The organism is Nocardia harenae NBRC 108248, assembly GCF_001612885.1.
Taxonomy (GTDB): domain Bacteria; phylum Actinomycetota; class Actinomycetes; order Mycobacteriales; family Mycobacteriaceae; genus Nocardia; species Nocardia harenae.
In genome coordinates, this window is record NZ_BDBH01000004.1 from 575,883 (window position 1) to 587,721 (window position 11,839).

An 11,839-nucleotide genomic window follows, 5' to 3' on the forward strand; every position below is an offset into this window, starting at 1 on the left:
GAACAAGAGGCCGGGCCTGCCCCGCCGGATACTGCGCGGCCTGATCAGGCCGGCTCGCGCCGCCGCAGCCGGAACTCGCTCGGCGCCACCCCGCGCACCCGCTTGAAGGCTGCGCTGAACCCGAACGGGTCCGCGTAGCCGACGATCCGCGCGACCTCGGCGATGCTGGTCTCCCGCTCGGCGAGCAGATCGGCGGCCAGCGTCATCCGCCAGCGGGTGAGGTAGGTCAGCGGCGGCTCGCCGACCAGCTCGGCGAAGCGCTTGGCCAGCGTGGAGCGCGACACCCCGGTGCGGCCGGCCAGCGCCGCCACCGTCCATGGCGCGGCGGGCTCGGCGTGCAGCAGCCGCAGCGCGTCGCCGACCACCGGGTCGCGCTGCGCGGCCCACCAGGCGGGCGGCTCGCCGCCGGGCCGGTCGAACCACTCGCGCAGGGTGCACACCAGCATCCAGTCCAGCAGCCGGTCCAGCACCACCTGCTGGCCGGGCACGTCGGTGGCGACCTCGGCCGCCAGGTGGTCGAGCACCGCGTCCCCGGTCCCGCCCGACCCCACCCGCAGCACCGCGGGAAGCGCCTCGAGCAACCGGCCGCCGAGCTCGGCGCGCACCGGGTACGCGCCGACGATCAGCGTCGTCGCCCCCGGCGCGGGCTCGCCGCAGCCCGCCCACCCCAGCCGGTACCTGGTGCCGCCCTGCTCCGGCCCCGAGCAGGACGCCCCGCACGGCACCGCCTCGGCATCGGTGCCCGGATCGTCGACGAAGGTGAAAGTCGTGGGGCCGCGCACCACCGCCGTCTCGTAGGCGCGCACCCGCTCCGGCGGCCCCGCCTCCGGCACGATCCAGCCCGCCCCCGACAGCACCGTGCACAGCGTCAGCGGCGCGCCGTCCACGAAGTGCAGCGACCACGGCGGGGTGAGCGTCGAGCTGCCGAACAACGAACCCTGGGCCCGCACCCCGCGAATCAGGTCACCGAAGACATCCACCCCGCCAGATTAGACGAATGGACAGGCAATTCGGTTTCTCACCTATGGCTCTGTCCGGCCCGGCCCCGTTGAATCGAACCCATGGGCACCGACACCACCCTCACCCCCGACGACACCGCCTTCCTCCGCCGCCCCCTGCACGGCTTCCTCACCGTCGCCGCGGGCCCGATACCACCGCAGCCGCGCCCGGTCTGGTTCGAACTCGCCGGCGACGGCACCGTGCACATCTTCACCGAACGGAGCAGCGCCAAGCTCCGCCGCCTGCGCACCGACCCGCGCGCCTCGCTCGTGGTCGCCGCACCGGTGGGGGAGCCGGAGCGCTGGGTCTCGGTCGCCGGCCGGGTCACCGTCGAGCCGGACGGCGCCCGTGACCTCTGCGACCGGCTCGCCGCCCGCTACTGGGACCTCACCGACCCGGCCCGCGCCGCCGCCCTCGCGACCATGCGCGCGAGTGACCTCGTCCGGCTCGTCCTGCACGTCGAGAAGGTCGCCCGCGTGGGCTAGTAGCCCTTCTACAGCGGATCGCGGCTGCGGTTCATCGGCGGGTCGCGCACTTCGTGCCGAGGCCGCAGCTCCGCGCCGGTCAAGTCGACCGCTGCGGCGAACTCGGCCGTCGTCCGCGCGCCGTCAGTCGTCGGCCGGCTTCAGCGCCGAGGGCTTGTGCACCGCATCGCGGCCGCTCTTCTCGCTGCGCACCCGGTACTGCGGGTCGTCCTCCGACGCGCGCACGGTCCGCCCCGCCGCCTCGGTGTCGGAGGTGATCTTCTCCTCGACCTTCCCCTCGGCGGTGCTCCCGTGGCTCTTCCACTCCACCCTGTCGCCCCTGCTGAACGATCGGTCCTTGCTCATGCGCGGCTCCTCACGGTTCGGGAAAATCAGCGATCACCCCGGAGCTACCCGGGCGACCGAGGCGAAAACGCGCAGCTCGGCGCGCGAACCGACCCGGATCGGTCCGCCATTCCCGAGCGTTCCGCGTCCCCGAGGAGACCACCCGCACCCCGTTTCCTCATGCACGGCCCTGTGGGCTGCACGACACCTCCTGGCAGCCGAGCTCTTCGCCGACCGCGGCCACTCGCTGACCCGGTCAGCGGACTGGACCGAAGTCGCCGAGACCAGGGATGTCGGCCCCGCCCAGTAGAGTCCGCGCCATGCGAGCGGGCATCGGCGGACCGGAAGCGAACAGCACGGCCGACATCTGGCGGCGATCGGCGCACTGGTGGCAGGCCAACACCCCGCTCGGCGCCGCTGCCATCGGCCCCGCACCCGAGCTGCCGCTGCCCGCCGACGCCGCCGTCGGCTTCGCCTTCCCGCCCGCTGCCGCGCAGCGCGCGCAGCTGCCCGCGCTGCTCGCCCTCGCCGCCTACGACCGCCCCGCCGAGGTCGCGAGCGACCTCCTCGACGGCGATATCGACCGTCCCGACCACCCCTACCTGCTGGTCCTGCCCGCCGAGCGGATCCAGCCCTGGACCCGCGGCCGCACCGCACCCGGGCTGCGCAAGGCGCTCACCGCGCACGGCTGGTCCGGGCTCACCGTTCCCGAGTACCTGGTCCTGCAGCGCCAGTCCTTCGACGCGCACGGCGACCACCGCTTCGACGCCTACACCGGCGACGAACCCGGCTGGAGCTGGCTGCCCGCCTCCACCAACGGCCCGCTCGTCGGCATGGCCTACTACAACCCGGGCAGCGGCACCGTGCAGATCGCCGCCTGCAAGACCGGGAGCAAGAACCCGCGCAAGGGCGCCCACCTCGGCCGGGTCCTCACCGGCCCCTGAGGCACAGCGCCGCACCGGATCTGGTTGACTGACCGCACCTCGACCGCCCAGCTGGGCCGGGGCATCCGCACTCCGCCGCGCGCGGTGGACACCTGGGAGGCCGCCGTGCCCGACGCCGAGTACCCGATCGACGTGCTGCTGGTCGAGGACGACCCCGGCGACGAGCTCATCACCCGCGAAGCCTTCGACACCCACACCCTCGGCAACACCCTGCACGTCGTCCGTGACGGCCAGGAGGCGCTGGACTTCCTCTACCGCCGCGGCGCGCACACCGGCGCCGTGCGCCCCGACCTCATCCTGCTCGACCTCAACCTGCCCAAGTACGACGGCCGCCAGGTACTGGAGCGGATCAAGGCCGACCCCGAGCTGGCCGCCATCCCGGTCGTCGTCCTCACCACCTCCTCGGCCACCGAGGACGTGGAGAGCAGCTACCGCGCCCGCGCCAACGCCTTCGTCACCAAACCCGTCGACCTGGACGCCTTCATGACCGCCATCCAGCAGATCGACGGCTTCTTCGTCCGGGTGGTGAAGTTGCCCCGGCCACACCCGTGACCGGTGTGTCGTCCCCGCAGGTCGCGCTATTGTTCCAGGGTGTCCGAGTCCGCAGTTCCCGAGTGCAGGGAAGACCCGCTCGCCGATCTCCCCGAGTCGGTCGACCCCCAGGTGACGGGCGGCTTCACGCTGTGGTTCGCCGACGGCCGCTGGGAATGGTCACCCGAGGTCTACCGGCTGCACGGCTACGAGCCCGGCGCCGTCGAACCCACCACCGAACTGGTGCTCGCGCACAACCACCCCGACGACCGCGACCTGGTCGCGAAGCTGATAGCCCGCGCCCGCACCCACCGCGAGCCCTTCTCCGGCAGGCACCGGATCATCGACACCGAGGACTGCGAGCACACCGTCCTCGTCGTCGCCAACCGCATCCTCGACGCCGACGGCGAACCCATCGGCACCAGCGGCTGCTACATCGACCTCACCGACACCATCGACGCCGCAGGCCAGGCCGCCGTCAGCGACGTCGTCCCCGAGATCGTCGAGTCGAGGGCCGTCATCGAACAGGCCAAGGGCGTCCTCATGCGCATGTACGGCATCAGCGCCGATCAGGCCTTCAAGGTGCTCTCCTGGCGCTCCCAGGAGACCAACACCAAGCTGCGCGCCCTCGCCGCCCAGCTCGTCGCCGACCTGCCGCAGGTGCCGCCACCCCGGCCGGACACCCTCACCGTCTTCGACCACCTGCTCCTGACCGGCCACGAACGCATCCCGCCCGGCCAGGACTGACCCGGCTCAGGCCGGCTGCGCCTCCCGATAGGCCGCGACGATCTCCGACGGGATACGACCCCGGCTCGAGATCTCGTGGCCGTTCTCCTTCGCCCACGCCCGGATCGCCGCCACATCCTCCCGGCTCGCCGACGACCGGGCCCCGCCGGCATTCTTGCTCCGCGCCGCCCGCCCGGTCTTCCGCGCGTACGGCGTCCACTGCTCCAGGAATTTCCGCAGCGAACGCGCATTCTCCGCGGAGAGATCGATCTCGTAGGACACACCGTCCACTCCGAAAGCGACCATTTCATCCGCGGCCGAGATGCCGTCGTAATCGTCCACCACCGTGACCACGACTTTGCGTGCCATGAAGCTCTCCCTCTTCGAATGCGACGAAAACGCGACAGAATCACTGTAGCCCAGGAGATCACGCCCGATAATTCGGCGAACAAATCACGGCAGAACGCGGTGGCGGCGCACTGCAGGCAACTCCGTTCCCAGCGCCGCGATCGCGTACGCATACGAGAATTCGATATTCCCGCCCCGAACACCGTTGCGCTCATTCCGATTCCGGCGCCCCGAACGCGGCGTTTGCCCCGCTGGGCCCCGGGTAACCGCCACCCGACCGAAGGAGGGAAGCATGACCAACGCCGCACCGACCGACCGGACCGGGCCCGCCGACGCCCGCTCCGTCTCCGAACTCGTCGGCGACGCCGGCGAGCAACTCAGCCGCCTCGTCCGCGACGAGATCCGGCTCGCCACCCTGGAGATGCACCAGAAGGGCAAACGCGTCGGCAAGGGCGCCGGGCTCGCGGGCGCGGGCACCGTCCTCGCGCTCTACGGCGTCGGCGCGCTCGTCGCCGCGGCGATCATCGGCCTCGCCGAGCCGCTGCCCGCCTGGGCCGCCGCGCTCGTCGTCGGCGCCGTGCTGCTCGTCGTCGCGGGCCTCCTCGCCGTCGCAGGCAAGAAGAACGTGCAGAGCGCCACCCCGCCGCTTCCCGAGGACGCCGTGCACGGCGTGCAACAGGACGTGGCCACCATCAAGGAGAGGAGCCGCAGGCAGTGAGCCCGGACCCCGATATCGACCCGAAGACCGAGAGGGAACTGGTCGCCGCCGACCGCGACCGCGCCCGCGAGGAGCTCGGTCAGGCCGTCGAGGAGCTGACCCACAAACTCGACGTGCCCGCCCGCGCCTCGGAGAAGGTGACGGAGGCCAAGGAGAACACCAGGGCCGCCGCGGCCGGAGCCAAGGACAAGGTCGCCGACAGCGCGCAGCACGCGGGGGAGCGGGTCGCCGAGACCGCCGCCGTCGCCAAGGAACGGGCCGCCGAGTCCGCGACGGCTGCCAAGGAGCGGGCGGCCGACACCGCCGCCGTCGCGAAGGAGAAGGCCGCCGAGGCAGCGACCGTAGCCAAGGAGAAGGCGCCCGAGCCGGTCGCCCGCGGCGGGCGCCAGGCCGCCGACTTCGTCCGCGCCAACCCGGTGCCGGTCGCCATCGGCGTCGTCAGCGGCGTCGTGCTCTGGCAGGTGCTGCGGAAGCGAGGCAGGCGATGAAGCTCGCCTACAAACCGCTCGGGCTCGTCGTCAGCGTCCTCGGCGGCCTCCTCGCCAATGCGATCTTCGGCAAAATCTGGCAGACGATCAGCGGCGAGGACGAGGCACCGCACGCCACCTCCGAGGACTACGGCTGGCGCGAGGTGCTGCTCGCCGCCGCCATCCAAGGCGCCGTTTTCGGTCTGGTGAAGACCGCCATCGACCGTGCGGGGGCGGAAGGATTCCAGAAGGTCACCGGTACCTGGCCGGAGGAGTGAGATCACGTTCACGCTGTTCCGCTGCGTGAACCCGGCGATGCCGGGTAGCCAACGGAGAGGACATCGGGACCGACGACGAGAGAGAGGTACAGCAATGTCGCAACCCATCACCAGCACCCTCGAGGCCGAACAGCAGCGCATCGCCGGTGAGGCCCTGCGGGCCACCGTCGTCGACCTCATCGACCTGTCCCTGATCGCCAAGCAGGCGCACTGGAACGTCGTCGGCCGCAACTTCCGCTCGGTGCACCTCGCCCTCGACGAACTGGTGACCGCCGCCCGCGAATTCACCGACGCCGCCGCCGAGCGCGCCACCGCCATCGGTGTCAGCCCGGACGGTCGCGCGGCCACCATCGCCCGCGACAGCGCCGCCGACGGCTTCCCGGACGGCTGGCAGAAGGACACCGACGTCATCAACGGCGTCGTGACAAACCTGGCCTCCGTGATCCGCGGCCTCAGGGAGCGTATCGACGCCACCGAGAAGGCGGACCCGGTCACCCAGGATCTCATCATCGAGATCGCCGGCCGGCTGGAGCAGCTGCACTGGATGTGGCAGGCGCAGGTCGCCGAGGCCTGACCCCGGTCTGCACGGCGAACCGCCCCCCGAGCCCCGGCTCGGGGGGCGGTTCGCTGTCCGCCAGCGCCGACGATGCTCACGACGTCAGGATCCAGATGTGCACCGTCATGAGATGTTAGTACCGCGATATGCGCATCAAACTATGTCAGCGACCATTGCCGGCGCGCACCGGGGGAGGGAGCGGCCCACGGACCGTCGCCGAAAGCCTGAGATCGGCCGTGAGGTGCCGAATCCGTCCCCGGTTGAGCACCGAGGCGTGGTGGCTCCCGTCGTGCTCGTGATCGCGCACCCACTGCGCCTACCAAAAACATTGCATGTATGCGACTATGCGCATCAAACAAGTCGCTGCCAGCAACCAAAAAACAAAAGCCCAGCACAGACAGGGGAGAACCTGCCGATTACGGCAGCTGCGTGATCGTGAACCACAGCAGCACAAGCGTTCCTGCCATGAAGAGGGGAGCGAGCACCCACGTCTCGACCTTGTTCCCGGTCCGGCTGATGATCTCGATCCCGAACCGCTTGCGGTACGGCCACAGCAGGGGACACCCGCGGTCGGTGAGGCAGTCGCCGAGAATGTGCACCAGGCAGCCGAGCGCGACGCAGAACGGCAGCCACGGGGGAGCGTCGGAGATCCAGTGCGTCATGGCAAAGGTGCCGCCGAGCGCGAGCGCCAACACCGTGCCCCAGGCGCGGATGCCTTTGCCGGGCGGGCAGAGATGCAGCGCCCGCACCGCGAGCGCGAGCAGCACGAATATGAGCCCCAGGGTGAAGGGTCTGCCGAGGTAGGTCATCCCGGCCCAGGTTCCGACGCCGGCGAAGGCGACGAAGAGCAGGGAGTGCGTGGCCTTGCGGTGGCCGCCCGCGAGCCAGGAGACGACCGTGCAGAAGAGCTCGGAGACGGGGCCGAGGGTATTGGCGATGGTGCCGTCCGGGTGGTCCATGTCGGGCAGCAGCGCGGCGCCCGCCGTGAGGAAGACGCCGAGCAGCAGGTCGACCGTTCCGAGGTGGTGATCGCCGACGACGTCGATCACCGGGAAGGTCAGGGTCGAGACCGGGAGGGTCGCGGCGGCCGCCGACCAGCCGAGTGCGCCGCTGGTCGCGTGAGAATGTCCGAGCACGCACTCACGTTATCGATCTTTGGTCCACATGCGACTCACCGGGGAGAGCGGTACAGGTTGACATAATGTAGATTATCGGCAAATTACGACCCGACGTTTTCGGGTCGGACCGGCATTCGCTGCACATGTGCTCTGCACGCTGTGTTGCCCGCCCACGCCCCCCAAGTCGGCGGAGGCTGCGAGGTTGGGTGATCCAGTCCGGTTTGCGTGACGACGACCGCACTCCTCCAATGTGTCACAGTGACACCTCGATCGGCTCTTTTACGTCACTGTGACGTATTGGCCGCGCCGCGCGGGAACCCGGCAAAACTCATTGCCAGTTGGTTGCTGACCGCTAGGCTCGTCGCATTGTGCTGTGCATCACACCAAGGAGGTGGTGGCCGTGCGGGATCGGAGCCGAGTGGCGATCGGGCTGGCGGTGGCGGCGGTGCTCGTCGTCGGGTCCTGCGCGCAGGACGATTCGGGCGGCGGGACGGCGTCCTCGAGCCCGGCGCCGCCGAGCGGCACGGCGCAGCAGGAGTCGCCGGGGCAGGTCGCCGGTGTGGCCATCCCGGACGGGCAGATCGATCGGGCGGTGGGCCGGCTGGATCAGATCGCCGACGAGCTCATGAGTTCGTCGAAGATTCCGGGGATGGCGGTCGCGGTGGTGCACGGCGGCAAGGTCGTGTACAGCAAGGGGTTCGGGGTGCGGGATGTGACGACGCGGCAGCCGGTGGACTCGGGAACGGTGTTCCAGCTGGCCTCGGTCTCGAAGCCGCTCGGTGCGACGGTGGTGGCGCGGGAGGTGGCGGCGGGCCGGGTGGCCTGGGATACGCCGGTGCGGCGGTTGTCGCCGGGGTTCGCGCTGCGCGATCCGTACGTGACCGAGAACGTGACGATCGGCGATCTGTACTCGCACCGGTCGGGGCTGCCGGATCACGCTGGTGACCTGCTGGAGGACCTCGGGTACGACCGGGGCCAGGTGCTGGAGCGGCTGCGGCAGTTGCCGCTCGAGACGTTCCGCGATTCCTACGCCTACACCAACTACGGGCTGACGGCGGCCGCGGTGGCGGTGGCCGAGGCGGCGGGCACCTCGTGGGAGGAGCTGTCGCAGCGGGAGATCTACGGGCCGCTCGGCATGGCGTCGACCAGTTCGCGGTACGACGAGTTCGTGAGCCGCCCGGACCGCGCGGTCGGGCACATCCTGGTGAACGGTGAGTACCGGCCCGCCGATCCGCCGCGGGACCCGGATCCGCAGGCGCCCGCGGGCGGGGTGAGCTCCTCGGTGGACGATATGACGCGCTGGATGACGATGATGCTGGCGGACGGGACGTTCGAGGGCACGGAGATCGTGCCGCCGGGCGCGCTGCTGCCCGCGGTGTCGCCGCAGGCGATGTCCGCTCCCCCGGCCTCGCCGGATTCGCGGGCGGGGTTCTACGGGTTCGGCTTCAATGTGGGGACCTCGCCGGCGGGGCGGGTGACGCTGGGGCATTCGGGGGCGTTCAACCGGGGTGCGGGGACGGCGTTCACGCTGATTCCGTCGGCGGATGTGGGGATCGTGACGCTGACGAACGCGGCGCCGATCGGGATTCCGGAGACGTTGAACGCGGAGTTCGCGGACCTGGTGCAGTTCGGGGAGGTGCGGGAGGATTGGCGAAAGCTCTTCGCGGGGGTGTTCGAGCAGATCAACGCGCCGTTCGGGGATCTGGCGGGCAAGGAGCCGCCGGCGAACGCGAAGCCGGCGCGGCCGCTGCAGGAGTACGCGGGCACCTACGACAATGCCTACTTCGGGCCCGCGGTGGTGTCGGTGGACAATGGCGCGCTGGTGCTGACGATGGGTCCGGCGGGGGTGCGGATGCCGATGCGGCACTGGGACGGGGACAAGTTCGTCTTCGCGCCGCAGGGTGAGGGCGCCAATCCGGGGTCGCTGTCGACGGCCCGGTTCGAGGAAAATCGGCTGATCCTGGCCTATTACGAGCAGGAGGGGCTGGGCATGTTCGTGAAGCCCTGACCGTTGACCGCTCTATGGCGGCGGGTGTGACGCGGGTAACCTGGTCGAAAAGTTCGGCAGAAGGTGACGAAGCTTGATGAACGCGACCACCGTTGCCCGGCAGTGCACCCTGTGCGAGGCCCATTGCGGAATTCTGGTGACGGTCGAGGATCTGCAGGTGACCCGGATCGAGGGAAATCCCGACGATGTCCTGTCCAAGGGCTATATCTGCCCGAAGGCGACGGCCATGGGCGGGCTGCACCACGATCCGGATCGGCTGCGGACGCCGATGAAGCGGGTCGGCACGGAGTTCGTGCCGATCGGCTGGGACGAGGCGTTCGCGGAGGTGGGGCGCAGGCTGCGGAGGGTCCGGGCGGAGCACGGCGCGCACGCGGTCGGCATGTACCTGGGGAATCCGGCGGCGCACAGTTCGTCGGTGATCTACGGGGGGATGCTGCGCGCGGCGCTCGGCACGAACAATTTCTTCACGGCGTCGTCGATCGATCAGTTCCCGCAGGAGTTCGCGGCGTGGCAGATGTTCGGGTCGAATGTGCTGATGCCGGTGGCCGATATCGATCGGACGCATCGGCTGGTGATCCTGGGCGCGAATCCGGCGGTGTCGAACGGGTCGGTGACGACGATGCCTGGCGCGCGGGATCGGATCAGGGCGGTGCGCAAGCGCGGTGGCACGGTAGTGGTGATCGATCCGCGGCGCACGGAGACGGTGAAGCTGGCGGACGAGCACGTGGCGGTGGCGCCGGGTGGTGACGCCTACCTGCTGCTGGGGATGCTGCACGTGCTGGTGAGCGAGGGGTTGGTGGACGGCGCGGCGGTGGGGTCGCGCACGACCGGGTTCGAGGAGTTGCGGGCGCTGGTGGCGGCGGCGACGCCGGAGTGGGCGGCTCCGCTGGCGGGGGTGGAGGCGGAGGTGATCCGGCGGTTGGCGCGGGAGCACGCGGCGGCGCCGTCGGCGGTGATGTACGGGCGGATCGGGGTCTGTCACCAGGTGACGGGGACGTTGACGCACTGGTTGATCAATGTGATCAACGCGGTGACGGGGAATCTGGACCGGGCGGGTGGGCAGATGTTCGCGACGCCCGCGGTGGATGCCGCGCGGCTGGCGCGGCGTATTCCGCTGGCGGGGTACGGGAAGTGGACGGATCGGTCGGGGCGGTTCAAATCGTTCCGGTCGGAGTTGCCGGTGGCGGTGCTGGCGGACGAGATGCTGACCGAGGGGCCGGGGCGGATCCGGGCGATGGTGACCTATGCCGGGAATCCGGTGCTGTCGACGCCGCAGGGCGGGCGGTTGGACGAGGCGCTGGCGGGGCTGGATTTCTATGTCGCGGTGGATATGTACGTCACGGAGACGACGCGGCACGCGGATCTGATCCTGCCGCCGATCTCGCCGCTGGAGCGCGAGGACATGGACATCCTGTTGACGGTGTTCAGTGTGCGGAACAATCTGCGGTTCAATCCGCGGGTGTTCGAGCCGCCCGCGGACGGGCTGGAGGATTGGGAGATCCTGGCGCGGTTGGTGGCGGAGATTCTGCCGCTGCCGGTGCGGCCGGTGACGGGGCGGGCGGTGACGGCGGTGCTGGATCGGCTGAGTCCGCTGCGGCTGGCGACGGCGGGGGTCGCGGTGGGGCCGTACGGGGTGTTGCGCAAGGGGCTGGGCGGGGTGACGGTGTCGAAGTTGCGGAAGACGGCGGGCGGGATCGATCTGGGGCCGTTGCGGCCGCGGTTGCGGCAGTTGATCGCGACCAGGGATCGGAAGGTGCACCTGGCGCCGGAGCCGTTGGTGGCGGGTGCGCGGGAGTTGATCGCGGAGGCCGAGCGCGGCGCGGCGGTGACCGCCCCGGCGGACGGGTTCCACCTGCGGTTGATCGGGCGGCGGCATCTGCGGAGTAATAACTCGTGGTTGCACAATCTGCCGTCGATGGTGAAGGGGAAGCCGCGGTGCACGGTGCTCATGCACCCCGATGACGCGGTCGCGCGCGGGCTGGCCGACGGTGATCCGGCGCTGGTGTCGTCCCGGATCGGGGCGATCGTGGTGCCGGTGGAGGCGAGTGACGAGATCCGTCGCGGGACGGTCGCGATTCCGCATGGGTGGGGCCACCGTGAGCCCGGTGTCGGCTGGACGGTCGCGGCCGGTCTTCCGGGCGCGAACGTCAACCTGCTGCACGATCCCAAGGCGACCGATCCCTTCACCGGCAATGCCGCGGTCAACGGAACCTGGGTCACCGTTGCCCCCGCCCTTGGCGCCCCCGAGGTCGCCGAGCGGCCCGAGGAAAAGGAAGCCGCCATCCCCGGCTGACCAGAGCGAGCGCGGCCCCTCCGCGCGCGGCGCGCCGCTCCGGG

Annotated in this window: 14 protein-coding genes; 10 read left to right on the forward strand and 4 right to left on the reverse strand. The window is 70.5% G+C overall.

Translation table 11 applies throughout. The features are described 5' to 3' along the window. Positions 1-44 precede the first annotated feature (44 nt). Positions 45-980, reverse strand: a complete 936-nt coding sequence (locus NH2_RS08800; RefSeq protein ID WP_067650978.1) for an AraC family transcriptional regulator — start codon at positions 978-980, stop codon at positions 45-47. 81 nt (positions 981-1,061) lie between these two features. On the opposite strand from NH2_RS08800, the gene NH2_RS08805 reads away from it, so the two are divergent. Next, complete coding sequence (locus tag NH2_RS08805; protein WP_067650982.1) at positions 1,062-1,484, forward strand: pyridoxamine 5'-phosphate oxidase family protein; 423 nt, start codon at positions 1,062-1,064, stop codon at positions 1,482-1,484. Positions 1,485-1,607: 123 nt separating this feature from the next. Here the strand turns inward: NH2_RS08805 and NH2_RS08810 are convergent, their stop codons facing one another. Continuing rightward, complete coding sequence (locus NH2_RS08810; protein WP_067650985.1) at positions 1,608-1,829, reverse strand: hypervirulence associated TUDOR domain-containing protein; 222 nt, start codon at positions 1,827-1,829, stop codon at positions 1,608-1,610. A 299-nt stretch (positions 1,830-2,128) separates the two neighbouring features. On the opposite strand from NH2_RS08810, the gene NH2_RS08815 reads away from it, so the two are divergent. From NH2_RS08815 to NH2_RS08825, 3 genes are all read left to right on the forward strand, one after another. After that, complete coding sequence (locus tag NH2_RS08815; protein ID WP_067650988.1) at positions 2,129-2,752, forward strand: hypothetical protein; 624 nt, start codon at positions 2,129-2,131, stop codon at positions 2,750-2,752. Positions 2,753-2,878: 126 nt separating this feature from the next. Continuing rightward, positions 2,879-3,304, forward strand: a complete 426-nt coding sequence (locus NH2_RS08820) for a response regulator (RefSeq protein ID WP_439951744.1) — start codon at positions 2,879-2,881, stop codon at positions 3,302-3,304. 39 nt (positions 3,305-3,343) lie between these two features. Then, a complete protein-coding gene (locus NH2_RS08825) occupies positions 3,344-4,030 on the forward strand; it encodes a PAS and ANTAR domain-containing protein (RefSeq protein WP_084505347.1) in 687 nt (228 codons plus the stop codon). Between the two features lie 6 nt (positions 4,031-4,036). Here the strand turns inward: NH2_RS08825 and NH2_RS08830 are convergent, their stop codons facing one another. Next, positions 4,037-4,378 (reverse strand): histone-like nucleoid-structuring protein Lsr2, encoded by a 342-nt coding sequence (locus NH2_RS08830; RefSeq protein WP_067650994.1) that lies wholly within the window; start codon positions 4,376-4,378, stop codon positions 4,037-4,039. Between the two features lie 271 nt (positions 4,379-4,649). Between NH2_RS08830 and NH2_RS08835 the strand changes: the two genes are divergently transcribed. The 4 genes from NH2_RS08835 (at position 4,650) to NH2_RS08850 (ending at position 6,394) form a co-directional block, all read left to right on the forward strand. Further along, entirely contained in the window at positions 4,650-5,075 is a 426-nt protein-coding gene (locus NH2_RS08835; protein ID WP_067650997.1) for a phage holin family protein, read from the forward strand. Then, positions 5,072-5,563 carry a DUF3618 domain-containing protein gene (locus tag NH2_RS08840; protein WP_067651000.1) on the forward strand — a complete coding sequence of 164 codons (492 nt, stop codon included), beginning with the start codon at positions 5,072-5,074 and terminating at the stop codon, positions 5,561-5,563. Before NH2_RS08835 ends, NH2_RS08840 begins: the two co-directional genes overlap by 4 nt. Further along, entirely contained in the window at positions 5,560-5,820 is a 261-nt protein-coding gene (locus NH2_RS08845; protein ID WP_067651003.1) for a DUF4235 domain-containing protein, read from the forward strand. The genes NH2_RS08840 and NH2_RS08845 overlap by 4 nt, the downstream gene beginning before the upstream one ends. 94 nt (positions 5,821-5,914) lie before the next feature. After that, the gene (locus NH2_RS08850; protein WP_067651006.1) at positions 5,915-6,394 is read left to right on the forward strand and encodes a Dps family protein; all 480 of its coding nucleotides are present in this window, start codon (positions 5,915-5,917) and stop codon (positions 6,392-6,394) included. Between the two features lie 398 nt (positions 6,395-6,792). Here NH2_RS08850 and NH2_RS08855 read toward each other — a convergent pair whose 3' ends face one another. After that, positions 6,793-7,512 (reverse strand): metal-dependent hydrolase, encoded by a 720-nt coding sequence (locus NH2_RS08855; protein WP_067651008.1) that lies wholly within the window; start codon positions 7,510-7,512, stop codon positions 6,793-6,795. Between the two features lie 355 nt (positions 7,513-7,867). Here NH2_RS08855 and NH2_RS08860 point away from each other — a divergent pair, with 355 nt between their 5' ends. Together NH2_RS08860 and NH2_RS08865 are read left to right on the forward strand one after the other, a co-directional pair. Beyond that, positions 7,868-9,502: a serine hydrolase gene (locus NH2_RS08860; RefSeq protein ID WP_439951739.1), complete on the forward strand. Its 1,635-nt coding sequence runs from the start codon at positions 7,868-7,870 to the stop codon at positions 9,500-9,502. A 76-nt stretch (positions 9,503-9,578) separates the two neighbouring features. After that, a complete protein-coding gene (locus NH2_RS08865) occupies positions 9,579-11,795 on the forward strand; it encodes a molybdopterin oxidoreductase family protein (protein ID WP_067651010.1) in 2,217 nt (738 codons plus the stop codon). Positions 11,796-11,839 lie beyond the last annotated feature (44 nt).

What these genes read in the sequence shown, in the direction of transcription:
- NH2_RS08850 (WP_067651006.1), top strand. Translation starts at nt 5,915, where the DNA reads ATGTCGCAACCCATCACCAGCACCCTCGAGGCCGAACAGCAGCGCATC.
- NH2_RS08865 (WP_067651010.1), top strand. Translation starts at nt 9,579, where the DNA reads ATGAACGCGACCACCGTTGCCCGGCAGTGCACCCTGTGCGAGGCCCAT.
- NH2_RS08815 (WP_067650988.1), top strand. Translation starts at nt 2,129, where the DNA reads ATGCGAGCGGGCATCGGCGGACCGGAAGCGAACAGCACGGCCGACATC.
- NH2_RS08835 (WP_067650997.1), top strand. Translation starts at nt 4,650, where the DNA reads ATGACCAACGCCGCACCGACCGACCGGACCGGGCCCGCCGACGCCCGC.
- NH2_RS08810 (WP_067650985.1), bottom strand. Translation starts at nt 1,829, where the DNA reads ATGAGCAAGGACCGATCGTTCAGCAGGGGCGACAGGGTGGAGTGGAAG.
- NH2_RS08805 (WP_067650982.1), top strand. Translation starts at nt 1,062, where the DNA reads ATGGGCACCGACACCACCCTCACCCCCGACGACACCGCCTTCCTCCGC.
- NH2_RS08845 (WP_067651003.1), top strand. Translation starts at nt 5,560, where the DNA reads ATGAAGCTCGCCTACAAACCGCTCGGGCTCGTCGTCAGCGTCCTCGGC.
- NH2_RS08830 (WP_067650994.1), bottom strand. Translation starts at nt 4,378, where the DNA reads ATGGCACGCAAAGTCGTGGTCACGGTGGTGGACGATTACGACGGCATC.